24 protein-coding genes and 1 pseudogene are annotated in these 24465 nt (G+C 40.2%); 19 read left to right on the top strand and 6 right to left on the bottom strand.

Going from position 1 to position 24465, the window contains the following annotated elements; genetic code table 11:
• The first annotated feature begins 100 nt into the window (after positions 1-100).
• The 8 genes from CKW03_RS17815 to CKW03_RS17780 all read left to right on the top strand — a co-directional run bounded on the left by CKW03_RS17815 (position 101) and on the right by CKW03_RS17780 (position 10756).
• Entirely contained in the window at positions 101-2218 is a 2118-nt protein-coding gene (locus CKW03_RS17815; RefSeq protein WP_093099674.1) for a ribonucleoside triphosphate reductase, read from the top strand.
• Positions 2199-2384: an anaerobic ribonucleoside-triphosphate reductase gene (gene nrdD / locus CKW03_RS17810; protein WP_095067913.1), complete on the top strand. Its 186-nt coding sequence runs from the start codon at positions 2199-2201 to the stop codon at positions 2382-2384. The genes CKW03_RS17815 and nrdD overlap by 20 nt, the downstream gene beginning before the upstream one ends.
• Positions 2365-3042 (top strand): anaerobic ribonucleoside-triphosphate reductase activating protein, encoded by a 678-nt coding sequence (locus CKW03_RS17805; protein ID WP_093099170.1) that lies wholly within the window; start codon positions 2365-2367, stop codon positions 3040-3042. The genes nrdD and CKW03_RS17805 overlap by 20 nt, the downstream gene beginning before the upstream one ends.
• An 86-nt stretch (positions 3043-3128) precedes the next feature.
• Positions 3129-3686, top strand: coding sequence for an RNA polymerase sigma-70 factor (locus tag CKW03_RS17800; RefSeq protein ID WP_093099169.1), 558 nt, complete (start codon positions 3129-3131; stop codon positions 3684-3686).
• A 70-nt stretch (positions 3687-3756) separates the two neighbouring features.
• Positions 3757-4917, top strand: coding sequence for a FecR family protein (locus CKW03_RS17795; RefSeq protein WP_139185485.1), 1161 nt, complete (start codon positions 3757-3759; stop codon positions 4915-4917).
• Positions 4918-5040: 123 nt separating this feature from the next.
• On the top strand, positions 5041-8430 hold the full coding sequence (locus tag CKW03_RS17790) for a TonB-dependent receptor (RefSeq protein WP_093099166.1): 3390 nt from the start codon (positions 5041-5043) through the stop codon (positions 8428-8430).
• A gap of 22 nt (positions 8431-8452) precedes the next feature.
• On the top strand, positions 8453-9970 hold the full coding sequence (locus tag CKW03_RS17785) for a RagB/SusD family nutrient uptake outer membrane protein (RefSeq protein ID WP_093099164.1): 1518 nt from the start codon (positions 8453-8455) through the stop codon (positions 9968-9970).
• 84 nt (positions 9971-10054) lie between these two features.
• Positions 10055-10756 carry a 3-keto-disaccharide hydrolase gene (locus CKW03_RS17780; RefSeq protein ID WP_093099163.1) on the top strand — a complete coding sequence of 234 codons (702 nt, stop codon included), beginning with the start codon at positions 10055-10057 and terminating at the stop codon, positions 10754-10756.
• A gap of 58 nt (positions 10757-10814) precedes the next feature.
• On the opposite strand, the gene CKW03_RS17775 is transcribed toward CKW03_RS17780, so the two are convergent.
• Both CKW03_RS17775 and CKW03_RS17770 read right to left on the bottom strand, forming a co-directional pair.
• Positions 10815-11240 (bottom strand): DUF4374 domain-containing protein, encoded by a 426-nt coding sequence (locus CKW03_RS17775; protein ID WP_139185484.1) that lies wholly within the window; start codon positions 11238-11240, stop codon positions 10815-10817.
• Positions 11241-11273: 33 nt separating this feature from the next.
• A complete protein-coding gene (locus CKW03_RS17770; RefSeq protein ID WP_139185483.1) occupies positions 11274-11519 on the bottom strand; it encodes a DUF4374 domain-containing protein in 246 nt (81 codons plus the stop codon).
• 528 nt (positions 11520-12047) lie between these two features.
• On the opposite strand from CKW03_RS17770, the gene CKW03_RS17760 reads away from it, so the two are divergent.
• Positions 12048-12347 carry a hypothetical protein gene (locus CKW03_RS17760; RefSeq protein WP_093099157.1) on the top strand — a complete coding sequence of 100 codons (300 nt, stop codon included), beginning with the start codon at positions 12048-12050 and terminating at the stop codon, positions 12345-12347.
• 111 nt (positions 12348-12458) lie between these two features.
• Here CKW03_RS17760 and CKW03_RS17755 read toward each other — a convergent pair whose 3' ends face one another.
• Both CKW03_RS17755 and CKW03_RS17750 read right to left on the bottom strand, forming a co-directional pair.
• Positions 12459-13070 (bottom strand): response regulator, encoded by a 612-nt coding sequence (locus tag CKW03_RS17755; protein WP_093099156.1) that lies wholly within the window; start codon positions 13068-13070, stop codon positions 12459-12461.
• Positions 13063-15015, bottom strand: coding sequence for a tetratricopeptide repeat-containing sensor histidine kinase (locus tag CKW03_RS17750; protein ID WP_093099154.1), 1953 nt, complete (start codon positions 15013-15015; stop codon positions 13063-13065). Before CKW03_RS17750 ends, CKW03_RS17755 begins: the two co-directional genes overlap by 8 nt.
• Before the next feature lie 201 nt (positions 15016-15216).
• Between CKW03_RS17750 and CKW03_RS17745 the strand changes: the two genes are divergently transcribed.
• From CKW03_RS17745 to CKW03_RS17730, 4 genes are read left to right on the top strand one after another with little or no spacing between them, the layout of a single operon-like run.
• Positions 15217-15969, top strand: a complete 753-nt coding sequence (locus tag CKW03_RS17745) for a carboxypeptidase-like regulatory domain-containing protein (protein WP_139185482.1) — start codon at positions 15217-15219, stop codon at positions 15967-15969.
• A 12-nt stretch (positions 15970-15981) separates the two neighbouring features.
• Positions 15982-16632, top strand: coding sequence for a hypothetical protein (locus CKW03_RS17740; RefSeq protein ID WP_139185481.1), 651 nt, complete (start codon positions 15982-15984; stop codon positions 16630-16632).
• Positions 16633-16671: 39 nt separating this feature from the next.
• A complete protein-coding gene (locus tag CKW03_RS17735) occupies positions 16672-17463 on the top strand; it encodes a hypothetical protein (RefSeq protein ID WP_093099150.1) in 792 nt (263 codons plus the stop codon).
• 2 nt (positions 17464-17465) lie between these two features.
• Positions 17466-18005: a hypothetical protein gene (locus tag CKW03_RS17730; protein WP_093099149.1), complete on the top strand. Its 540-nt coding sequence runs from the start codon at positions 17466-17468 to the stop codon at positions 18003-18005.
• 264 nt (positions 18006-18269) lie between these two features.
• Here CKW03_RS17730 and CKW03_RS17725 read toward each other — a convergent pair whose 3' ends face one another.
• Both CKW03_RS17725 and CKW03_RS17720 read right to left on the bottom strand, forming a co-directional pair.
• Positions 18270-18554, bottom strand: a complete 285-nt coding sequence (locus CKW03_RS17725) for a hypothetical protein (protein WP_139185480.1) — start codon at positions 18552-18554, stop codon at positions 18270-18272.
• 140 nt (positions 18555-18694) lie between these two features.
• Positions 18695-19315 (bottom strand): annotated as a pseudogene (locus CKW03_RS17720) (DUF5712 family protein); the annotation flags it as partial.
• Between the two features lie 743 nt (positions 19316-20058).
• On the opposite strand from CKW03_RS17720, the gene CKW03_RS17715 reads away from it, so the two are divergent.
• From CKW03_RS17715 to CKW03_RS17690, 6 genes are all read left to right on the top strand, one after another.
• Positions 20059-21159: an efflux RND transporter periplasmic adaptor subunit gene (locus CKW03_RS17715; protein WP_093099143.1), complete on the top strand. Its 1101-nt coding sequence runs from the start codon at positions 20059-20061 to the stop codon at positions 21157-21159.
• A gap of 12 nt (positions 21160-21171) precedes the next feature.
• Complete coding sequence (locus tag CKW03_RS17710; RefSeq protein WP_197700951.1) at positions 21172-21996, top strand: efflux RND transporter permease subunit; 825 nt, start codon at positions 21172-21174, stop codon at positions 21994-21996.
• 1 nt (position 21997) lies between these two features.
• Entirely contained in the window at positions 21998-22264 is a 267-nt protein-coding gene (locus CKW03_RS17705; RefSeq protein ID WP_175486321.1) for a hypothetical protein, read from the top strand.
• 106 nt (positions 22265-22370) lie between these two features.
• Entirely contained in the window at positions 22371-22949 is a 579-nt protein-coding gene (locus CKW03_RS17700; RefSeq protein ID WP_093099141.1) for an RNA polymerase sigma factor, read from the top strand.
• 84 nt (positions 22950-23033) lie between these two features.
• Positions 23034-23408, top strand: coding sequence for a DUF1304 domain-containing protein (locus CKW03_RS17695; RefSeq protein ID WP_093099140.1), 375 nt, complete (start codon positions 23034-23036; stop codon positions 23406-23408).
• Positions 23409-23418: 10 nt separating this feature from the next.
• Entirely contained in the window at positions 23419-24315 is an 897-nt protein-coding gene (locus CKW03_RS17690; RefSeq protein ID WP_093099138.1) for a 3-hydroxyacyl-CoA dehydrogenase, read from the top strand.
• Positions 24316-24465: the final 150 nt, after the last annotated feature.

Raw genomic sequence — 24465 nt, 5'->3', positions numbered from 1 at the left:
ATATAATTGGGCTTTATGTTCCACCTCATAAAATATTGAGGCTTTTGTTGTTAGCTTTAAATAATTCTTGAAATCTATCTCTTAATCTAAAACCATGCCTATGAAAAACGTGATCAAACGTGATGGTTCTCTTGAACCTTTTCATTCCTATAAAATAGAAGATGCCATAAAAAAAGCATTCGAAAGTGTGTCTGTTCCTTATGATGAGCAAATCATAGAAACCGTCTTGGAGGAACAAAAAAATGCAGACCTCTTTGATGTGGAAGACATTCAGGACGTCATTGAAAGAAAGCTCTGTGTAGCTGGATATTTCCAGGTGATGCGCTCGTTTATGCTGTTCCGTCATACGCGGAAATTGCAGCGAGAGCATATCGATCGTTTTGTAGATTCCAGTACTTATGTGGATAGCAGCCATGCTGTGGAAGAATACATTTACCAAAACGATTGGCGTATTCAGGCGAATGCCAATAATTCATTTTCCAATGCTGGTTTGGTAAACAATACGGCCGGAAAAATCATAGCGAATTATTGGTTGGATAAAGTTTACAATAGGATTGAAGGCCATGCACATCGTAATGCGGATATCCATATCCATGACTTGGACTGTTTAACCGGTTATTGTGCCGGTTGGAGTCTAAGGGTTTTGTTGGATGAAGGTTTCAATGGTGTCAGGGGTCGGGTTGATAGTAATCCACCTTCGCATTTCAGGGAGTCCCTGGGCCAGATGGCCAATTTCTTGGGCATTCTGCAGAGTGAATGGGCAGGAGCTCAGGCCTTCAGTTCGTTTGATACCTATCTTGCACCTTATGTCTTTAAGGATTGCCTAAGCCAGATTGACGTCAAGAAAGCTATCCGTAGCTTCGTCTATAACCTGAATGTTCCTGCTCGTTGGGGGCAATCTCCATTTACCAATATTACCCTCGATTGGAATGTCCCACAGGACTTGAGGGACCAAATCCCTACCAAAGCAGGAAAACATCTGTTCAGGGGCATCAATAATGAAGTCTTGAAAACATTGGCGCTTGAAAGAGGCGTTCAAGAATTGGAAGATTTGACCTATAAACATTTCCAGCCGGAAATGAACATGATCAATCGGGCTTATTATGAAGTCATGACCGAAGGCGATGCAAATGGACAGCCTTTTACATTTCCTATCCCTACCGTGAACATCACAGAGGACTTTGATTGGAACGGAGAAAATGTGGATGTCCTGTTTGAGAACACGGCCAAGATAGGGTCCTCTTATTTCCAAAACTTTATCGGTAGCCAATATTTTATCGATGAAAATGGTGATCGACAGGAAAATCCGGATGCCTATAAACCGAATGCCGTACGGAGTATGTGCTGCCGTTTGCAACTTGACCTTCGGGAATTGCTGAAACGTGGAAATGGTCTCTTTGGAAGTGCCGAGATGACCGGCAGTATCGGTGTGGTAACCATTAATATGGCCAGATTGGGTTATCTGTACCAAGGAAATAGGGATGGTCTGTTTTCCCGATTGGATGAACTGATGGAAATCGGACGCTCGACCCTCGAAAAGAAAAGGAAATTTATTCAGGAAATGTACGATAATGATTTGTATCCATATACCAAGAGATACCTTTCCCATTTCAGGAATCACTTTTCGACCATCGGTGTCAATGGGATGAATGAAATGATCCGCAATTATACCGGCAATCAGGAGAATATTGTTTCGGATTGGGGGATTGAATTTGCCAGTGAGATCCTGGATTATATCCGCGAGCGCTTGAAAAAATTCCAAGAAGAAACCGGCAATCTATACAACCTGGAAGCGACACCTGCTGAAGGGACAACCTATCGTTTTGCTAAAGAAGATAAAAAACGCTTCCCTGATATTTTGCAGGCTGGGCAAGATCAGCAGATCTATTATACCAATAGTTCCCAAATTCCGGTAAATCATACAGACGATCCATTTGAAGCTTTGTTGCTGCAGGATCAACTGCAATGTAAGTATACCGGCGGGACGGTACTGCACCTGTACATGCGGGAAAAGATCAGTACTCCTGAAGCCTGTAAGCTGTTTGTAAGGACCGTATTGAGCAATTTTAGATTGCCTTATATCACGGTAACTCCTGTATTTAGTATCTGTCCTGTGCATGGATACCTGAATGGGGAACATGAATATTGCCCAAAATGTGATGATGAAATCGTGAATCAATATAATTTAAATAGTGAATATGGAAACCATGAAGAATGAAAGATTGCTATTGTTGCAGCAACATCAGCAAGAACGCAGTAAATGTTTGGTCTATACTCGTGTAATGGGGTATCATAGACCTGTTGAAAGTTTCAATATCGGTAAACAAGGAGAGCATAAACAGCGGACCCTGTTCCAAGAAGGATATGGCAAATGCTCTATATGATATAACTCCTTTTACCTTATTGGATTACCCTAATAAAGCAGCCTGCATCCTTTGGTTTGTGGGCTGCAATATGCGTTGCCAATACTGTTATAATCCTGATATCGTATTCGGCAAGGGTAAGATCGGTATGCAACAAGCCGAGGCTTTTTTGAAGTCGCGGAAAGGCTTACTGCAAGCTGTCGTCTTTAGTGGTGGGGAATGTACCATGCATCCCGATATGATGCCCTTGGTCAAGATTGCCAAATCTTTGGGGTATCTCATTAAAGTCGATACCAACGGCGCTAGACCAAAAATGATCAAAACACTGATCGAAGAAAATCTTCTGGATTATGTAGCTCTTGATTTTAAGGGCTTGGGTCAGCGTTTTCAAGAAATAACGGTGACGGGTTCGTTTGAAGCTTTTGAAGAGACCTTGGATCTGTTGCTGAATGCTGAAATTCAGTTTGAGGTCAGGACAACGGCCCATTCCCAATTGTTGTCTAAAGCGGATGTGGAGGAAATGCTGAGGTTCTTGGAAGGGAAGGGGTATGAGAACAATTACTATGTGCAAAAGGCATTAAATAATGTTAAGATGATTGCTGAACTGGATGATTCGAATTATAGGGAGGGGGATTTGAGGTTTGGTTCGGGTAAGGTGGGAGTGGTTGTGAGGAATTAATTGCTTATTTAATTGATTATATCTAGGTTTGTTTTACATTTGATTTTTTTAAATACATCACCAAATTAATAAAAGCCTAAAGTCTAATGTTATTTCATGATTTATCTGATGAAGAACTTTTCTTGCTTCTAAAAGAAGGAGATGAACGTGCATTAAATGCAATTGTGAAAAGGTATTGGCAACCTTTATTTCAGATGGCTGCTTATACGTTGAAGGATTTACAGGAATGTGAGGATATTATCCAAAATATCTTTGTGAGAATCTGGGAAAGGAAAGAAAAAATAGATTTTAATTACTCATTAAAGGCTTACTTATTTGCTTCCACTCGATATGGTATTTATAATCATGTCAAAAAAATGCATTTGCAGGAGAATAGTCTTTCGCAAAAAGATTTTCAATTTATAGAATATTATAATCCAGAAAATGAACTTGAGTGCAAAGAATTATTAGAGAATGTTGAAAAGATTGTCAATAGCTTACCCAACCAATGCCGAACGATATATCAGCTAAGCCGAAATGAAAAGCTTAGCCACCAAGAGATATCATCGCTATTAAATATTACTCCAAAAACTGTCGAGAACCAAATAACGATTGCCTTAAGACGCATTCGGACAGGATTAGGCAAGGTTTTATTCTTGTTATAAAAAAATAAAAATTCTTTTGGGGGGTACCTACCGTTTCTAACTCTACTACTTAAACAAGCAGAAGTAAGAGGTGGAAAAGAAAAACTTATATATTCTAATTAAAAATATTTTAACTCGGAAAGTTGATCCAGAGGAGGAGAAGTTGATGGATCAGCATTTGTATAAGTATTTTCAGCAGGAGGAATGGGATTCTAAGAGGTTTGGTGATCGCGATGAAATTGAAAACCGAATTTTAGATTCCGTAAATAAAAAGGTTGGACAAAATACCCCAGTGATTCCAAACAGGAGGAATTGGATCCTGTATGCGGCTGCAATTACGATATTTCTGTCGATTGCCATAACCCTATACACTTATTTGAACTTCAATAAATCTGATGGAGATTTGTCTTCCGGGTCCTTGGCATCGAAGGATTCTGTATTGGCTCCTGGTGACCAACATGCTTCATTGGTTTTAAATGATGGAACCATAGTCAAACTTGATGAACTTGAATCTGGAGAAAAAAAGACAGTTGCCAATTTGACAATTACCAAGAATACGCAAGGAAATCTTGAATATTCTGTTAATAATAAAGCTTCTGCTGGTCTGGAAGAAATGAACACGCTCACTACGCCTTTGGGTGGGACTTATAAAATTATTTTAGAAGATGGTAGCCAAGTATGGTTGAATTCTGGAAGTACCATTACTTTCCCAACCGTATTTAATGCTATTCAACGGAAAGTTGAAATAACAGGAGAAGCTTATTTTGAAGTAGCGCATAATGCTAAAGTTCCCTTTGTCGTAAAAGTAGATGTATTAGATATTCAGGTATTAGGGACTTCCTTTAATGTTTCTGCGTATAAGGATTCCAAGTATCAGAATAATTTATCCGTTGCATTGCTGACCGGTGCTGTCGCATTAAAAAAGAACAATACAACGACCAAATTAGTTCCTGGGAAAAAAGCCACGGTTGATCATGAAAACATAAATATTTCTGCTTTTGATGTGGAGTCAGAAGTTGCCTGGAAAGACAATTATTTTGTTTTCAAAGATCAGAACATAAAAACCATCATGGATGAATTGGCGCGCTGGTATAAGGCTGAAGTTGTGTATGAAGGAGATAACTGGTCGGATAAGAATTTTACTTTAAGAATGTCTCGTGATCAAGAGATTAAGGAAATACTCACATTAATTGAATTAACCCGAAATGTGAAATTTAAAATAAAAGGAAGGAGGATAATCGTAAGTACATAGAATTTATTATTGCCTATCTATATAACTAAAAAGAGTCAGTATGCTCGAACATACCAACTCCAAAAGTTAATAGACGTAATCATTTGCGACAATTTTTACTTAACTAATTAACCAATCAAATCTATGAAAATTCCAATAGAAAGAGAACGCTATATGTTCTTTTTTAAGATCACCCTAATTATGAAATTACTGTTTTTTCTATGTAGTTTTTATTTTTTGCAGGCTAGTACTTTTGTCTATGCTCAAAAGATAAATATCTCTCTAAAGAACCAAAGTTTAGAGAATGCATTGAATGTAGTTTGTAAGCAAACAAACTACGATTTGGTCTATGATTCCAAAATATTCAAGAAAGAATCAAAGATCAGCTTAAACCTAAAAACAAACTCGATTGAAGAGGCTTTGGATAAGATTCTCATGAATCAAAATTTAGAATATGAAATCCGAAAAAACACTTTGATCGTTAGGCAAAAAGAGGCGCCAAGACTAAGTCAATCGCCTGAAAACTTAATTCCATTTATTAAGCAACAGGTTTTAACCGGTACTGTTAAAGATGAACATGGGAAAGCCTTGGTTGGTGTTACGGTTCAGGCAAAAGGTTCTAAGGAGGCAACTAGCACGGATGAGAATGGATCATACTCCATCACCTTATCGAGTAACACTGTCTTATTGGTTTTTTCTTCCATTGGTTTTGAAACCCAAGAGATCAATGTATTAAATAAATCTACTGTCAATGTGGTTTTGTTTCCAAAGTTGGCTGATTTAGATGAGGTAGTGGTGGTTGGTTATGGAACTCAACGAAAAGCTGATGTTTCTGGATCTATTACTACTGTATCCGGGGATAGGCTAGCTAACTTGCCTACTGCAGGAGCAGCTGAGGCTTTGCAAGGTATGGCTTCTGGTCTTTCCATTAATATGGGAAGTGGTGCCCCTGGTGAAAACCCAAGTATGATGGTTCGTGGGGTTACCAGCTGGGGCTCTAGTAACGATCCATTGGTCGTGATTGATGGTGTCCCGGGTGAAATGTCTTTTGTAAACCCTGAGGACATTAAATCCATTAGTATCCTTAAAGATGCTGCTTTAGCTTCTATTTATGGTGCACGATCAGCGGCAGGTGTAATACTAGTTGAGACTCAAAGAGGGCAAAACAAAGCACCAAAAATGCAGGTATCTGCTTATTATGGTGTTGAAGATCTGCCTAAGAGAATGGAAGTAGCTAACTCTGCAGAATATATCAAAATCAACAAAATGGCTCTCCAAAATGCTGGAATAGCACAAAATAGGTGGCCAAAATATATAGAAGAATACGAGAAAAATCCTAGCCAATTTGCCGATACTGACTGGCAGGATGTCTATTATAGATATGGAAATACAAGTAAGTATAACTTAGGCTATACAGCAGGAAATGAGTTTTCAAATGTTGCATTCTCTGGGTATTATTCCAAAATCAAAGGGATCGTCATTGGTACTGACTCTGAAAAGTATGGGTTTAGGATAAACTCGGATGTCAAAAGAGGGAAATTCAAAATCGGAGAATCTATAAATTATGGAAGAGGAGTCCAAAGGCCTGAAGCAAATACTGGTTTTCCAGGGATGTATCAAACCACCAATATTCAGCCATTGATCCATTTATACGATGCTAATAATGAAGGTGGATTTGGAGGTGCAATTCCAGGTCTTGGAATGACGGATGCTGCCAACCCTGTTGCCTTTAATCAATTGATTTCTACAAAAGATGCCAATGACTATCTAGCAGCTTCAGGATACGTTTCTTATCAACCTTTAGATGGTCTTGAATTCAAATTCCGTGCGGGAAGGACGATGGATTTTATTCATTATAAATCCTTTACTCCAACTTATTATGTTGGGGCCAATAGTGTAAATACCATTGCCAATTTAACGGAAAGAAGAAGTAAAAGGATTGAGGATATCATGGAATTAACCGGAACCTATTCCACTACAATAAATGAAAAACATAATCTGGATGCTTTACTTGGTATTTCACAGGAAGAGAACAAATTTGAAGATCAAGGCGGGAATGTTTTCCGTTTTGAAAATAATGAAGATCCTTATTTAGGAAAAGGACAGGATAATGCATCAGTAACAGGAGGTTATCTTCGTTCAGCCTTACGTTCTGGATTTGGAAGACTATCCTATAATTATGATTATAAGTATTTGGCTATGTTCTCTGCGCGATATGATGGTTCTTCCCGTTTCGGTGAAGGCAATGAATGGGGATTTTTCCCATCAGCCTCTATTGGATGGAACATTGCAAATGAAGGTTTTTGGGAAGATCTAAAGGATAAAGTCAGTAATCTGAAATTACGTGCTAGTTATGGTAGTCTAGGAAATCAATCTATTGGGAACTATATGTTTATTCCAAGGCTTTCAAATAATACTTATGCATTAAATTATCCTTTGAATGGCAACCAGGTGAACTTGGGTTATGCAATTGACGGATTGCCTTCATCAAAGATCAGATGGGAGACCACCTTATATAAGAATATTGGATTGGATATTACCTTGTTGAATCATAAGCTTGATTTAACCTTTGAAGCATACGTAAAAGATACGTATGATATGCTTTCCTCAAAGAATATCAGTTTAGCTACCGGATTCCCTTCGCTGATCGTCAATGAAGGAAAACTGAAGACGAAAGGTTTGGAATTCCAAGCGAACTATAAAGACCAAATTTCGGATTTTAAATACCAGTTTGATGTGAATGTTTCTCATTACAAGAGTGTCTTGAAGGAGATGTCAGATCCCGGATACCTATTCGAATCAGGTCCAGCGCGCACTTATGTAGGCGGAGAAATTGGGGAGTTTTGGGTTACCCAAACTGCTGGAATCTTTCAATCGGAGCAAGAAGTTAAGGAATGGAACCAATTGCATGGATCAAAAGATGCGAGTGGACAATGGATTCCATTGCAACCAGCTGCAAAACCTGGCGATATCCGTTTCATAGATCAAAATGGCGATGGAAAATTAGATTCTTATGATCGAGTTTTTGTAGGGAGTGGAAACCCAAAAATGCAATTAGGCTTCAATATCAATTTAGGTTATAAAGCATTTGACTTGATGGCTAATTTCTATGGAAACTTTGGTGTGAAGCGTTTTAACTATATGAAACGCCAGCTTCAAAGAATGGATAAAAACTTCAATTACGGTAAAGATGGTCTATTAGCTTGGACTCCAGAAAACACAAATACCGATATCCCTCGTGCTGTAATTGGTGACCCGAACGGAAATATCCGTATCTCAGACCGATTTGTTGAAAATGGAGATTATCTAAGATTGAACAATCTGCAAATTGGATATAACCTGCCTGCGAGTTTGAAAGAGAAATTAAACGTAAATGATCTTCGCATCTATGTTGGTGCGACTAGACTTTTCACCTTGACTAAATACAAAGGATATGATCCGGGAACTGGTTCAGAAACGGGTAAAATGGGTGTAGATGATGCGATTTATCCTCTAAGTCGCACATTTATGATGGGAATAAGAGTTGGTTTTTAGTCATAAATTAATATTGGAAAAAATGAAAATTACATATAAAAAGATTTTATTTACTGCTTTCATGTTTACCTTGTTTAGCTGTAAACAGGATTTCTTGAGTGAAAAAACAAATCCCAATTATTTAACACCTAATAATTTCTGGAAGTCAGAAGCCGATATCTTGAAAGGTTTGACAAGTGTTTATGGGCAATTGCAGCCGAATATGGATTGGGGTACTCCATTTGAAAGATTTATTGTTGTTGATAATTATAGAAGTGATGAGTTGGATTTTAGAGCAGATGTTACGTCATGGTTAGAAGTAGCAACCTTTGTCAACACTTCAACAAATGCAATCTCTCGCAAGGAGTGGAAATTCTTATATACAGGAATAAACTTTGCAAACCAGTGTATAGATAATATTCCAAATGTTCCTCAAGTTTCTGAAGAGCTTAAAAAAAGCACTATCGGTGAGGCTAGATTCCTAAGAGCATATTTTTACTATCGTTTATTGTTGAATTATGGAGAAAATATTCCTTTGTTCAAAAATGAACTTAAGGGTACTGAAGATGAGTTCTATCCAAAACAAGCAGGGAAAGGAGTGCTAATTTCTTTCTTAATTGATGAATTGACTGCAATTCAGAAAGACCTTCCAGAGCCTAATGCTTATTCAAGTGCACAAGCAGGAAGAGTAAATAAATATGCGGCTGCAGCTTTATTGGGGAAACTTCACATGTTCCTGAAAAACGTTGATAAAGCCGAAGTTGAGTTTGCAAAAGTGATTGGCAAATTCGACCTGATGGAAAAGTATGAGGATAATTTTAGTGGTCTACATAAGAACAATAAAGAGTCTATTTTTGAAGTACAGTATTCTGGAGACCGATCGGGAGGACAGCGTGAATTTAATCGAATTGCACTCCATTTGGCATCTTCAAATGCAGAAGGTTATGAAGAAGCATATCCTTCAGATTGGTTGTTTGAGACTTTGAAAAAAGACAAAACAAGTGATGGGAGTTATACCACAAGGTTGTATTCGACTGTTTTGTTTAATGATAAGGATTCAAAGGCTTTCTATTTTGAGGCTGGGAAGAGCTTTTTAGACTATCATCGAGACGGTGAAATATTTTGGAATAAATTTGTTTCATGGCACCCTTCACTCAGTCAACATTGGAGCCAAAGTGCTTTTAATATTCCAGTGATTCGATATGCTGATGTGTTATTGCTATATGCAGAATGTCTAAACCATAGAGGCGCCACGGCGGAAGCAATCAATCATATTAATAGAGTTCGTTCTCGTGCGAAAGCAGTAGCGATACCAAATACTTTATCTAAAACAGAAGTCCTAAAACATTTGCAGGATGTGGAACGCCCTACAGAATTGGCGCTAGAGGGAAGTAGATGGTATGATTTAATTCGTTGGGGATTAGTTGAGAAGGCATTGAAAGACCATAAAAAGCCTTTTGTGGAGAATTATATCAACACGAAGCATCAATTGTTTCCGATTCCTCATGATGAATTTTTGTTAAATCCTGATTGGGTTCAAAATCCAAATTTTAGTAAATAAAATAATAATCAATTGAAAAGCATGGTTTATAGAATTTTAAATAACAAACTGACTTTTTCATCCATTATTCTTATGTTTTGTGCAATGCAGATTCTTGTGTCCTGCAGTTCGACAAAAGATGCGCAAAAGTATTCGAAGGATAAGCAAAGTAATAAAAGCGACAAAAATGAGTTTTTGCCATTATTTGATGGTGTTAGCACAAAGGGATGGAATACTTATGGCAAATCGACGGTTGGGAAGGCATGGAGGGTTTCTGACGGTGCTTTGCACCTGAGTGTGGAAGGGCAGCCTAAAAGTGAAAGGGGGGATTTGGTAACCAATAAGGAATATGAAAACTTTCATTTAAAGCTGAAATGGAAAATTTCCAAAAAAGGGAATAGTGGAATCATTTTTAATATTAAAGAAGATACTACATTGTACCCAGCGACCTATAATTCTGGAATGGAAATGCAGGTGCTTGATAATGATTTGCATGGCGATGGAAAAATCAAGAAGCATAGGACCGGGGATCTATATGATTTGATTTCTAGTTCTTCTGAACCGGTAAAACCCGTTGGAATGTGGAATCAAGTAGAGATTATTTCTAACCGAGGACAATTGGATTTTTATTTAAATGATGTGCATATCCTGTCGACCACTTTGTTTGATGATAGTTGGAAAGAGTTAATATCGAAGAGTAAATTTCGAAAAATGCCTGGATTTGGAACTTACAAAAAAGGGAGGATTGGCTTACAAGATCATGATGATGAAGTTTGGTACAAGGATATTTTAATAAAAGAGTTGTAAAATAAAATAAGCGTCCCTCGGGACGCTTATTTTATTTTATCAAAAGATATCCGAAATACTATTTCTTTTCTACGAAAGTTGCTGCTTCAATGCCATTAGCATCCTTAACAACTAATCCTTTTTTAGCATTACCTGTTTGAGGATCGACAGTATAGAATTGTGGGAATTTATCCAAGGCTGTAAGCCCAATAAAAGCTCTGCCTTCATATACGTATGGCCAGCTAATGCCTTCAGGGATATCATTCTTAGCTGGAATACCTTTTAACCAAGTGATTTTTTTCTGTTTTATGTGGGCTACCGCATATTGTGAGGAAGCATCCGTGCCTGGTTGTTTTCCGGCTTCATATTTCTTGTTGTAGAATTCAATCAAGAAGATATCGTCGACTAAAGGCCATACTTTACTGAATCTATAATCATCTGATGCGGCCTCTAAATCCCAGAAGTAAATTTTGTCAAAACTTGTTGCACCTTTTTTGACCATCAAAGCAGCTGCTTTTTTAGTTCCGAAGTTATTTCCTTAGAAAATATAAATAACGCCGTTTGAAGTAACCCCAATTTGTGAGTATCTGTCTGAACGGTAAAACCCACCCGAAATAGATAGGCGAGAATCGTTATAAACCGCTTCGGTTTTTAAAGTCTTAGCATTGATTTTAGCTACAGCAACAACATCGATGCCAGTGTCTTCGTTGAAGTGCAGGCTGGTATAGAATGAATCGTCCTTTCTATCTGCAAAAGCCAATAAATACGGTGCTTTTGCCTTCACAACCATTGAATTGATTGACTTTGAAATTAAGGATTACCAACAGCCAGTCCGATTCGATTCATGGTTCCTACTGATTGAATTTCTGAAAATTGACCAAGTAGATTTTGAAAGAGGAATGTTATTGATTATGGGACAAATCCTAAATTTACCTTTAATTGTCATTGGGCTATTTCTTATGATAAGAGGTTTACGCCAAAACAAGGGTTATATTGCAACATCTCCCTAAGATAATAATTTACAAATTTCTTATTGGATTTAGTATGGATTCTGCGTGAAGTGCAAGAACTGTATAACCTTAGAAACACAAGGTGAAATTTTTCACCTTGTGTTTCTTTAAGACTTCATTTGAAAGGTTATTTTAAATCTTTGTCTTTTTATTCTTTCAGCCTTTTTATTTCTTCTTTAGCCCGTTCCGCCTGCTCGGTTGATTGCCTTTCCCGTTCCTAAATGCTAAACTTAAGGCTTTTAGAAGTGTGTTCCGTGGGGTGAGGGATACTAAATTCTTCCTATATCGTGTAATGAAATTATATGCTTAAGAATTATCCCCCCCCCCCAATTCAGCTTAATCCCTGTAAACTCGAAAACTTCCGATTGGAAAGGGAAACGGAAAGGATCGATGCCATATCAAAAAACAAGCAAGTGATATTGGAGATTTTTGAATCCGGTATGGAGTCAATTCTGAACAGCCAATTGGACACCGGAAAAGTCCGTGCCGATAATTCAGAATTAAGGAATCAGCTTTCCATAAGGGAGGGCGAGATCGCCTCCCTTGAAAAGAGGGTGAATATAATCGCCCGTGAAGTTGTTGACATCCTTGAAAAGACATAGCGGGAATAGAACATCCAATCTGCCCATTCCATACTGTACTTACCTTTCCCTGCGATATATTTTCTTATTTTTGTTTGGTCCCTGTTTCGATAGCCTTACCCTGAAGTCACATCATATCAGTTTTCGTTCGATGGCTATCCTTACCAACACAGCAGTGTTTTTAGCATCCAGTTTCAGCAGCAGGTTCTTTCGGTAGCTTTTGATCGTTTCCGGGCTCAGAAAGATACGTTCGGCTATTTCACCATTGGTCAGCCCTTCGGCTACCAGTTTCAACATCTCGCGCTCCCGCTGGCTTAGCCAAAGCTGGGTGGCTTTGGGCCGTTTCATCAGCACATCTATTTCGTGGCAAAGGAAAGTATCACCATCGGCAACGACCTGTATTCCTGCCAGCACTTCTTCGGTCATCGCATTCTTGATCAGGTAGCCCGATGCACCGTTTTCCAGCATCTGCCGCACCACGCTGTACTCGTTGTGCGTGGTCAGTACCAGCACTTTGAGTTCGGGATAACGCGCTTTGAGCTCTTTGCAGAAATCCACCCCACTGATATCCGGCAGGCCCACATCAAGGAGCAATACATCCGGCTTCCAGAAAACGATCGAATTACGGCATTCGGACGCACTGTTCGCTATACCGACCACATTCGCTATGCCTGATTCTTCGATAAGACTTTTTAATCCATCGGTAAGGATCTTATGGTCGTCCACAATGGCTACCTTAATCATTTTGTTCCTTTTTTGTCAGTTTCAGTTCTACATGCACCTCTGTTCCTTCACCCGAAGTGTAAATATCCAGTTTACCCTGAAACGCTTCCACACGCTGTTGGATGTTCCGTAACCCCATACCCTCGGAAACGGTATGCTGACCGAAGCCTTTTCCGTCGTCCTGTACCGTAAAGGAAAGACGATCTGCCTCTTGTACCAGCTGCACGTTGATATGTTCTGCCCCCGCGTGCTTCAGTGCATTGTTGACCAGCTCGTGGATACATCGGTACACCATAATTTCCAGCTTATTGGACAGGCGGGTTTCATCCCCGAAATAGTGGAAATCCACTATCGGGATGGCCGCGCAAAAATCGGCAAGGGACACCTTCAGTCCGTACCTCAGCAGCGATTCGGGCATCATGTGGTGCGCCACACGGCGCAGTTCCTGTATGGAATCGTCCAGCATGCCCAAGGCGGTCTGAAAGCGGGTCACATCCACCGCCTCCAATAAAGCATTACCCTTTATCTGGGGCAGGTTCAGTTTCACTGCCGAGAGCATACCGCCCAATCCATCGTGCAGGTCTTTGGCGAGACGACTGCGTTCAGCAGCTTCGCCATCAAGGGTAGCCTGCACAGCTACCAGTTGTTTTTCCTGTTCCAAACGGCGCGATTCTTCTTCCGCCAGTTTTCTGCGGCTTACGGCAAGGCGGTAGCGTACATAAGCAAAGCCAAGAGCGATCAAAAGTATAAGCAGCCCCGCGATTCCAAGCCAGGTATATAATTGACGTTGTTTTTCCAATGCTTCTATTTTTAGCTCTTTCTTTTCGGTCTCGTATTTGACCTCCAGGGTGGAGAGTGAATTTTGATAGTTTTCGTTGCTGTATGTGTCTACGGTAGACTTATACCGTTCCATATACTCTTCCATAGCATCAAGGTTCCCCAAGTGTGCATATATAAGGGGTAGGTTGGAGAATATCGTTAGTTTTAAATGATGATCTGTCGAATCGGTTTCCAGTGCCACCAAAGCTGTTTCAGCAGATTTGTCATATTGCTTCATGTAATAACTGATGCTGGAGATATCCGAATAGGAGTGCGCAATTAGATTTGCATTGCCGATCTTTTTTGCTAGATGAAGGGCTTCTTCTGCGTATTTCATTGCACTGGGATAGTCATCATACTGAAAATATGCTCCGCAAAGTGTTTGCAGCGCACTGATTTCGTTCGAAAGGTTACCCGATCTACGATGGGTCCTAAGCGATTCTTTTGCATAATAAATCGCTTTATCCTTACCGCCATCCTCGTTTTTGTAGACACTGCTCAATGAGAGATAAATGTCGCCCAAGTTTTGCTCGTTCCCATGCTTCAATGCAATTTTCTCTGCTTTCCCGTAATAGCGTAACGCTTGCTTATCATTTTGCATGAGGTGATAGGTTCCACCTATCCCCATGTACACATCACACAATTTTTGATCATCTTGCAGTCGTTCACCCAGTTTTGCCGCTTCGAAATATCGTTCTAAGGCTTTTTTGTAATAGCCTTGCCGGCGATAGAGTTGACCGTACATCTTAAGGATTGGCACTTCTTCATCTTTGTCCTTATTTTGGCGTGTAAGTACCAATGCTTTATCCAAATAAATGGCGGAAGAGTCGAAGACCATGCTCACGTAATAAGCAGACCCCAGATAATACAGAAATTTGGCCATGGATTTTTGATCGCCCGTCACTTCCGCCCAATGTAGCCCTTTCAGACTAAATGACCTCGACCGGATAGGATCGTCATTTATATACCCAAGCGCCAAACCCTTATATTTGTCAACCTTCTCTTGATCGGTCAGTTTATTCGTTTTCACGACCTGCTCCAAAGAATCGAGATTCTGTCCGGAACCTATCATAGGTATGCACGTCATAAATAGCAACAGTTCTAAGCAGCGTGTACGCTGTATCTTTCTATGTATCTCTCTTTTCATTATATCGTTTGATTATCAGGGTCTGTTCCGGTTATCCATTATGCAAAGCTAGCAGTGTAAGCCACAGATAAAAACCCCATTTAGGGGGTATCGGGTGAAATTTTGCCGCTATACCTTTGTTTTTATCAAATGAAGGAAAACAGGTACTGCATGCGCTAAGCCTTCATCCCGATAAAAGTTATAAACTATAAAATTAATAAAATGAGAACAACAATCAGAAAAACAATGGTACTGCTCCTTGTTGTGGCAACTTTCACAGCCTGCGCCAAATCGGACAGCGGCGATCCAAATGATGCTGAAGAAGGTTATGCCACCGGTAAGGTAGTGAATGAAGCGGGAAAACCGATTGCAGGGGCAAAGATCCTGCTGGACAATACCGTATTCTATGCTTCCTACATTCATGGGAGCACCAAAGAGGACGGTACGTACAGGGTAAAGGTGGAACCCGGATCATGGCGGACATTTGCCTATGTCGAAACAACCTACAACGGACGCAAATATAAAATGGAGCTTTTTCCCGACGGAACAGATGCCTTTTCCGAAGATGGTGCGGTGCGCAATTTTATATGGAAGCTGGAAGGCCGGATGCCCTGGGAGGCAGAAAACTATTACGGAGGCTTCGTGATGTTGAGGTCGGGAGATGGTTTTTACGAGGATGAAAAAGACATCGAACTGGTATTCACATCTGTCGGACCTCTCATCGACGGTTCGGCGGGACGTACCTTGACGGTCCGTTATGGTGAGGACAAGTGGCAGAACCGCTATGAACTGCAGGACATTCCCATTGGACGGTATAAGGTGAAGGCAACATTGAAAAAGATCGGCGCAAACCGGGCATTGAAGGTCGAAGACTGGGATAAACAGGATGGCCCGAAGCCCGAGATCCAGCTGGATTTCCTGCCCGACCCACCGAACAGAGGTCACAATTCGGCCTCTATAGCTATAGGGTATTAAATACATACGGTTATGAAAAAATATTTTTATATCCTATCCGTGTTATTCCTAATCATAATGCTTGGAGCCTGCTCCAAAGACAAGGAAAACTGCAATCCCGATGACGAGGAAAGCCCTTGCTATGCAGGTGTAGGAAAATCGAATGCGGAATGCTGGTATAGTGTAACAATCAATGGGAAAACAACGCTTCCCAATGCATTTGGTCAGGACAAAATAGTGCTTACATCCGGAGAGAATGAAGAGCTCCCGGACGGCAATGGGTTTAGTTTTATGATCCGGCAGGCAAAAGCAAATTCATCCGATCCAGCTATATTATCTATGGCGGCCAATGCACTTCTGAATCATAAATTACCCAAGGGCACCTATCCGGGAATAGCCTTTGCAACCATGCCGTTCAGCGTGCCGGAGTTTACCGCATGGCCTTATTATCTTAATGAGGAGGACAGTGATTTGCCAAGATTTAAAGTTACTATCATGGAGAATTCGGATAAACGCATGTGGGCCAAGATGTCGATAATGACAGAAGAGATAATGCCGGAATCAACAGATGAACCTCGGGTCACCCCGATAGAGGTAGAAGTAAAAATAGGTCGGAAGTATTTCGCTGAAATGCCCCTCAACGGTAAATTATACGGTGGAGCAGTCTGCAACTGCCAGAAATAAAGCCCGATATCAACAATTCTTAAAATAAAACACATTATCATGAAAAAATATTTTTATATCCTATCCGCGTTATTCTTGACCGTAACGCTTGGAGCCTGTTCCAAAGACAAGGAACACTGCGATCCCGATGACGAGGAAAGCCCTTGCTATGTTGGCTTGGCAGTCGGTGATAAACTACTGTTGACTGAAGAGAAGACAAATGGCAAATCGGAAATGCGGTTTGAGTACAACGATCAGAACCAGGTTATCGTACGGTATGTCCATGGTGTTGATGGAAGTGTAGTCACCGAGAATTTTACCTATAGTGGCAATCATGCGACAAAAGTAGAACGAAGATCGGATGGTCAGCTGGTCATGAGCGAAGTATATTACTATGGTAGCGGGGATAAGCCCACGACTGGGGTTTTGAAAGATAACAAAGGTAAGATCATTGCCAATGTTATATACGCCTATTCGGAAAAAACAGTGACAGAAACATCATTCAATATGGAGGGCGAACAGATAGGCAGCCATACCTATACGTTCGATAGTTCGGGCAAGAATATCATAAAAACCGTGATCCGAATACAGAACCTTCCTCTGTCTACACTTGAATATGGAGATTATGACGACAAACCCTGCCGCTACACAAATTACCCTTGGATGTGGAAGCTGGGTTCGATGAACAACGCCCGGTCGCATTCCTTGATAACGGGTTCTAGCGTTACAAGGAATGACCGTTGGGAGTATACCTACAACCAGGCGGGCTATCCGATCAAGGCAGAGGTATATGACAGGGCAACCGATGAGTTATTGGAAACAAGAGTATTTACCTATAAAAAAGCAAATTGATTATGAAAAAAACAATCTTCACCCTTATGGCGGTTATTGTTGCCATCGCTACACAGGCGCAGCAATTTCAAAATGGAACCACCACTGCCAATCTCGGTATCGGTTTGGGCACCGCTCTGGGCGGCCTCGGGAAAGCCCGGCCCGCCATTTCGGTATCTATTGACCACGGCATGTGGGGCATCGGCGGTCCCGGAGTGATCAGTCTCGGTGGGTATGTCGGTAATACGGGGTATAAATATGATGGATTGGGCTATACCGCCAAATGGAACTATACCATTGTAGGTGTTCGTGGGGCTTACCATTACAACGGTTTTACCAATGTACCAAAACTGGACGTCTATGGAGGTGCGATGTTTGGATATAACTTCGTTAAATATTCCTCGGATGGTGATGATAGCACAATTGCCGACAGTTACGGCAGCGGCCTGGGTTTAAGTGGATTTTTAGGGGGACGTTGGTTTTTTGCTCAACGCATCGGTGCTTATGCCGAGCTAGGCTATGGCGTCTCTGTCCTCAATGCAGGTATCACTTATAAATTTTAAAAGAAGAGTAAAGTTTCCGCGAAATCACAGGGAGATTCCCAAATCACCTATTGACCCGCCGCCCCCTGTCGTTAATGAAAGGGGGCGGCCATGGACAGAATTAAGTATAAACTATTATACTTAAATTTCCGGATATGGAAAAAATATACATTTTTTGACGGGCAATCCGAATTTTCTTTGAACCTTTTGGGAACATGGGGTTGGCAGGCAAACCTTTGGTGCCTCACTATCTACAGTTCCCCTCCCGAAAAGCACAGTCATTTTTTATTCTCTATCTTGGGCATCAGTTCCCTGTACCATATTTTCCAATCTTCCGCTGAACATATAAAATTCGTCGTCCCTGTAAAAATCCCTATAGGACAACACCTCAACGGTGGTTCCGTTATCTTCGCGTTTTTCCGCAACTGTATATCCCGGGCCGAGGATGTCCTTAATCTGTTCCTTTTTCATGTCTAGCTCCAGGCGGTCCATTTTCTCGCCCGGTAGGCGAGGAAGTGAAGCACAGGCTGAAAGAAACAGTACAATTGGAATATAGAATGTATACTTCATGCTTTTTTGCGGATTAAACATGTAAATAAACTTTGCATTTCTATCTTAATAAAGATATAAAATATCAATTTGACAGATTCGAATCAGCGTTAAAATAGTGCGATTGTTACTCATATTGTTCGGAAGTAACATTAAAACCGTTACCTTCCCACCCTGTAGCCTTTCTTCTTTTTCTTCTTTCGTGGTTCCTGTTCCTGTACGATGCCCACTCCCGGAGGCACGGGTTCAAGCAGGGTACCCAGTAGCCCACCTAGGCCATGGGTTATCTGTTCGACAAGGTCGATGGATGACGTATAGCTTTCCCTTGATATTTCTGTCGCCAGCTCGTTGATGAATGAGCCATCACGCCCGATATCCCTTTCCGCTTCCATCAGCAGGTCCAGCTGTTCACGCTGAGCAAGGCTCCCGTCCTTAAGGATATTGGCATGCGCTAGGGTATGTTTCAATCCCCGATCAAAATCGAACTCCCGGTCGAACAGGGATTCGCCCGATTGCTTGAATGCTACACGGTCGAACTGGCCCATTTTCTTGGAGTGTTCGGCATTCCTTCCTTTGGAGCTGTTCATGGGACTGAGCATGTAGCGCCCGGTGATGTCCTTCCGGCGTACGAGGATCTGGATGTAGCGCTGGTCGTCCTCTTTCTTTTCGCCACGTTTCCTCAGTCCCTGCTGTACCTCTTTGTCCTTATGCGTATAATATCTGTGGTCTTCCAGCTTGGCAAACCACATCAGGTCCCTGTTGCCGCCAATGCCATCACGCTTAAAGTTCCTAGCTCGTCTCCAATACTTCTATAACAGAAGCACCAATGCCTCGACAGGATCTTTCAATAAAAAACTTAAGGCTTTTAGGAGAGTCTTTCGCGGTGTAATGGACACGACATTCTTCCTGTACAGAGTGATGAAATTGTATGCTTAAAAATATTAATCCCCCAAACTTTCGGTATGATCCACTAAAAGTTTGCGAATTTCTGAACATTTCGACCTGCCGTAAAAACAAAAAAGCCTGCAAACGTTAAATTTGCAAGCTTTTGTATGTTTTGATCTTCGATTTGGTAGCCTGTAGGGGAATAACACCTTTAGATCATTAGTCTCTTTATCAGTGTTTTAAAACCCATCTATTTCTCTACTCACCGAATCGCTCACTGGTTTGACATACGTTTTAGCCGCAATTGCTATAAATTTAATATAGGCTTTTTTTATAAATAACAAACAAATTTTAAGTGTTTCACCGAACCGCAAGTCTGCACGTAAAGGTAACTACTTTGTTGTACCCGTATATAATTTATGCAGTTAGTTTCGTAGCATTTAAATGACATACTACGAATTCAAATATAGAATTAAAAAACTTAGCTCACGATTTTCCCCACTTCAGTTGTAATTTTCCCCACTTCAGTTTCTTTTACATAAATGCAAGTGCGTAACAGATTTACTTTTGTTACCAATAATGATTTTAAAGAAAGAATCGATGATACGTCTGATAAGTAAAAAAAACAATGTAATGGTTTTTGTTCTTTGCCGCTGTGCTGGCTTTGCAAAGCTGTAATTGGAAAGAGCAAAATAACCAAGAGGCTCCGCAAGCTGTGGATGCAGAAGTGTTGACGCTTCAACTAACTGATGCTGTTATTGAACAGTCTTTTCCGGCAAGTCTACAAGGTAAAACCAATATCGACCTGCGTCCTCAAATAAGCGGTTATATCGACAAAATATATGTGGATGAGGGTGCGTATGTACAAGCAGGACAACCTTTGTTTCGCATCAATGCTAGCGTTTATGCTGAACAGAAAAATAACGCTTTAGCTTCATTAGATATGGCTAAGTCACAGTTAGCGACAGCAGAATTGGAATTGGAAAAATATAAAGTATTAAGTGACAAAAAAGTTGTTGCTGATTTCCAGTACCAAAAAGCAAAAACCGCCTACGACAACGCTAAAGCAAGTGTTAAGCAGCAGCAAACCTTGGTCGCTTCGGCTAATGTAAACATGGGCTTTAGTGTGGTAAAAGCACCTGTAAGTGGATACATTGGTCGTATTCCGAATCGTTTGGGCGCATTGGTTGGCCCTTCGGATACAGAAGCACTGAGCACTTTGTCACAGGTGAATGAAATGTATGCTTATTTTTCATTACCTGAGAATGAAATTCTGAAAATCAACGCAACGCGTCAAGGTGCTAATTTATTAGAAAAACTAAAAAGCTTCCAAGACATCAACTTGCTTCTGGCAGATGGCTCGACATACAATCATCTAGATAAAATAGACATGATGGATGGACAGTTTGATGCGACCACGGGTTCTGTCATACTGCGTGCTTCTTTTCCGAATCCAGAGTCATTACTAAGAACTGGAAACACGGGTCGCATTGTATTAAGATCTACGGAACCGAATGTATTTCAAATTCCATTATTGGCGACGTACGAAGTACAAGATAAACTATTTGTGGGACTATTGGATGCAGAAAATAAAATGCAACGTGTAGCCTTACACGATTATACCAAGTCTGGTGATTATTATATTGTAAAATCAGGCTTTAAAGCGGGTGATAGAATAGTGGCAAATGAATTGGTACCTATTCCAGAAAACAGTGTCATCCAGCCCAAAACGAATAAATAAAACATAAGAAAGATGTTAAATAAAATCATAAAAAGACCCGTACTCGCTACGGTTATCTCCATCATATTGGTACTTTTGGGCATTCTGGGATTACTACGGATTCCAATGACTCAATTCCCAGAGATTGCTCCACCTACAGTATTTGTGTCAGGAACATATCCTGGAGCCAATGCTGAAGCCGTGATTCGTTCGGTGGTAACACCATTGGAACAAGCCATTAATGGTGTAGAGAACATGGAGTACATTAATTCCAGCGCAGGCAATGATGGAAGTTTTTCCATTACCATTATTTTTAAACAAGGTGTAAACCCTGACCAAGCGGCTGTGAACGTGCAGAACCGTGTTGCTCAGGTCAATTCGCAATTACCGCAAGAGGTCATTCGCCTTGGCCTGACGACTACCAAGCAGCAGACCAGTTACTTGATGATTGTAAATGTAAATAGTGAAAAGCCTGATAAATACGATGAAGGTTTTTTGCAAAACTACACCAATATCAATCTTTTGCCTGAGCTGAAACGTATTCCGGGTGTAGGTAATGTAAGCTTATTTGGTTCTAAGGAGTATTCGGTTCGGGTATGGTTAGATCCCAACAAATTATCTTCCTATGGATTAGTACCAGCGGATGTAGAAGCAGCTATCCAACACTATAGTTTTGAAGCTTCACCAGGTACTTTAGGAGAAGAAAGTGATGCAACTTTACAATACACATTACGATACAAAGGTAAGCTAAATAAGCCAGAAGAATTTGAAAAAATCATTCTGCGCTCCAAAACCGACGGTGCTATTTTGCCTCTAGGAGATATTTCTCGTATCGAGTTTGGAACTATATCTGCGTAAAATGCAGCAGAAATTTAGGGAGTGCACGACTACCTTCTGTGGTTACGGTGTTTATACCGATAATTTTTTGAACCCCATGATCGATTGGGATCTTAATAATACCTTTATACAGGACAAGGGTATTAATCAGGATTTTGGGCTCTTTGATTCACCGGATTCTTTCTATGAAAAACACCAACAGAAATTAGGAGTTTTGAAACAGCTTGTTTATCGTTATGTAGTAAGGCATATCATGAATAGAAATTTTGAAAAAATAAGAAGTGCGTAGACCATAACGATTGTCGGTAGAATAATAATCTTAATGGGGGGCTGAGTTTTTTAATTAAGATAATATCACTATTTTTTAGCTAACTTGCGGTCCATTTTTTTTGCCAATGACCGATTACACATCATATAGTGATATAGAGTGGGCTGATCTTGTACGGTCAGCAGATGATCGTGCATTCAAAGAAATCTACGATAGGTACAATAAGCTACTTTATTTATTTGCCTACAATAAGCTCCGCAACAAAGAAGAGGCTAAGGATGTTGTGCAGGATGTATTTGCCTGGGTCCTTAACAATAGGACCCGTTTTGCCATCAATTCCTCGGTTTCTAGCTTTCTTTACAAATCAGTACTCAATAAGATCTTTGATATCTTTAGACACCAGTCCGTAATCCGTAAATATATTGAACAGGGAGATCATTATATTGATATTGATAGCACGGAGACCGACTATCTGATTCGCGAAAAAGACATTGCCCAGATGATCCGGCAAGAGATCGATGCTATGCCCCAAAAGATGAAAGAGGTATATCTACTTCGCTTTGAACAGTATCTCAGTGCTAAGGAGATCGCCGAGCAACTGAATATCTCTGAAAACACCGTAAATACGCATTTGAAAAGAGCGGCAAAAAAGCTTAGAGATAATCTTGGGATGCTGATCTATGTGGTCTACATCATGAACAGGTAGTTTTTTTATATTGTAAAACAAGTTGTCCGTTTATATTGTTTCTTAGGTTAGTAAAGAATGTTAGAAGTTATGGAGATTTAAAATATGGAAACTTTAAGCTTAATATTAACGGGAATTGTAGCTCTTGAACATTTGTATATCCTTTGGATGGAGATGTTCGCTTGGGAAACGGTTGGCAAAAAGACTTTTAGAGGTGCTTTACCGGAAGAACTGTTTAAGGCAACCAAAGGCTTAGCGGCTAATCAAGGTTTGTACAATGGCTTTTTAGCGGCGGGGCTGATATGGTCTTTTTTTATCGAAAACCCAGAATGGAGTTTTAATATCCGTGTATTCTTTCTGGGATGCGTGATTGTTGCAGCACTTTATGGAGGTATAACCTCTTCTAAAAGTATCCTTTTAAAACAAGGGCTGCCCGCAATACTTGCGCTGATTTGTGTATTGATTTCTTATAATTCTTAAAACAAAAAGTATGGAGTTTAAAAATGTAATAATAGCGGGAAGCGGTGTATTAGGCTATCAAATCGCTTTTCAAACGGCTTTTCATAACTTTAATGTAACTGTTTACGATATTAATGATGAAGTTTTAGAAAAGGCAAAAGCAAAGTTTGCTATTTTAAGTGCTGCTTTTAAAAGAGACTTAGGTGCTACAGATGAACAATTGGCAGCTACCAAAGCAAGATTATCCTATAGTTCGGATTTGGGAGAGGCTGTAAAAGATGCCGATTTAGTTATTGAAGCTGTTCCTGAAAATCCGGAGATTAAGATTGATTTCTATCAGAAATTGGCAAAATTGGCACCCGCTAAAACGGTATTTGCAACAAATTCATCGACTATGTTGCCTAGCCAGTTTGCCGAGTATACGGGGCGTCCGGAAAAATTTGTTGCACTTCATTTTGCGAATGAAATATGGAAACATAATACCGGTGAAGTGATGAAGCACGCAGGTACATCTGATGAGGTATTTGAAAGTTTGCTGCTATTTGCTAAACAGATAGGCATGGTGGCTTTGCCTTTGCACAAGGAACAGCCCGGTTATATTGTAAATTCCCTCTTAGTACCGCTTTTAAGTGCTGGTATGGATTTGTGGATAAGAGATATTGCGGATATTGAAACGATCGATAAGACTTGGATGGTAGCTACAGGAGCGCCGCTTGGTCCCTTTGGAATATTGGATGTAGTAGGTATTACTACTGCTTATAATATTAACAAAATGGCCGCAGACGCGACTAAAGATCCTGTAAAGGTTGAAATTGTAGAAAAATTAAAATCGGAGTTTATAGATCAAGGTAAATTAGGCGTTGCAACAGGTGAAGGATTTTATAAGTATCCTAATCCAAAATATAAAGAAGAAGATTTCTTAAAGTAATTAAAAATGCCTAATTATCAATATCTTCTGGCTTGTAACCTTTAATGTTATAAGGGTTGAAGGTTGAGATGTTAAACATGAACTTTATAAAATGGTAATTGTCAGTCCAAGAGGCACTGGGAATTACCATTTCTAGTTAGTACTGCTGCC

This window comes from Sphingobacterium mizutaii, assembly GCF_900187125.1.
Taxonomy (GTDB): Bacteria; Bacteroidota; Bacteroidia; order Sphingobacteriales; family Sphingobacteriaceae; genus Sphingobacterium; species Sphingobacterium mizutaii.
This window is presented reverse-complemented; position numbering and strand designations above follow the sequence as displayed.

Bases quoted from the DNA above. Each gene is read 5' to 3' on its own strand.
- CKW03_RS17800 (WP_093099169.1), top strand. From the start codon at position 3,129: ATGTTATTTCATGATTTATCTGATGAAGAACTTTTCTTGCTTCTAAAA.
- CKW03_RS17725 (WP_139185480.1), bottom strand. From the start codon at position 18,554: ATGAAGTATACATTCTATATTCCAATTGTACTGTTTCTTTCAGCCTGT.
- CKW03_RS17695 (WP_093099140.1), top strand. From the start codon at position 23,034: ATGGAAACTTTAAGCTTAATATTAACGGGAATTGTAGCTCTTGAACAT.
- CKW03_RS17710 (WP_197700951.1), top strand. From the start codon at position 21,172: ATGTTAAATAAAATCATAAAAAGACCCGTACTCGCTACGGTTATCTCC.
- CKW03_RS17760 (WP_093099157.1), top strand. From the start codon at position 12,048: ATGCTTAAGAATTATCCCCCCCCCCCAATTCAGCTTAATCCCTGTAAA.
- CKW03_RS17750 (WP_093099154.1), bottom strand. From the start codon at position 15,015: ATGAAAAGAGAGATACATAGAAAGATACAGCGTACACGCTGCTTAGAA.
- CKW03_RS17690 (WP_093099138.1), top strand. From the start codon at position 23,419: ATGGAGTTTAAAAATGTAATAATAGCGGGAAGCGGTGTATTAGGCTAT.
- CKW03_RS17815 (WP_093099674.1), top strand. From the start codon at position 101: ATGAAAAACGTGATCAAACGTGATGGTTCTCTTGAACCTTTTCATTCC.
- CKW03_RS17780 (WP_093099163.1), top strand. From the start codon at position 10,055: ATGCAGATTCTTGTGTCCTGCAGTTCGACAAAAGATGCGCAAAAGTAT.
- CKW03_RS17785 (WP_093099164.1), top strand. From the start codon at position 8,453: ATGAAAATTACATATAAAAAGATTTTATTTACTGCTTTCATGTTTACC.
- CKW03_RS17745 (WP_139185482.1), top strand. From the start codon at position 15,217: ATGAGAACAACAATCAGAAAAACAATGGTACTGCTCCTTGTTGTGGCA.
- CKW03_RS17740 (WP_139185481.1), top strand. From the start codon at position 15,982: ATGAAAAAATATTTTTATATCCTATCCGTGTTATTCCTAATCATAATG.
- nrdD (WP_095067913.1), top strand. From the start codon at position 2,199: ATGGAAACCATGAAGAATGAAAGATTGCTATTGTTGCAGCAACATCAG.
- CKW03_RS17730 (WP_093099149.1), top strand. From the start codon at position 17,466: ATGAAAAAAACAATCTTCACCCTTATGGCGGTTATTGTTGCCATCGCT.
- CKW03_RS17790 (WP_093099166.1), top strand. From the start codon at position 5,041: ATGAAAATTCCAATAGAAAGAGAACGCTATATGTTCTTTTTTAAGATC.
- CKW03_RS17805 (WP_093099170.1), top strand. From the start codon at position 2,365: ATGGCAAATGCTCTATATGATATAACTCCTTTTACCTTATTGGATTAC.
- CKW03_RS17700 (WP_093099141.1), top strand. From the start codon at position 22,371: ATGACCGATTACACATCATATAGTGATATAGAGTGGGCTGATCTTGTA.
- CKW03_RS17735 (WP_093099150.1), top strand. From the start codon at position 16,672: ATGAAAAAATATTTTTATATCCTATCCGCGTTATTCTTGACCGTAACG.
- CKW03_RS17755 (WP_093099156.1), bottom strand. From the start codon at position 13,070: ATGATTAAGGTAGCCATTGTGGACGACCATAAGATCCTTACCGATGGA.
- CKW03_RS17705 (WP_175486321.1), top strand. From the start codon at position 21,998: ATGCAGCAGAAATTTAGGGAGTGCACGACTACCTTCTGTGGTTACGGT.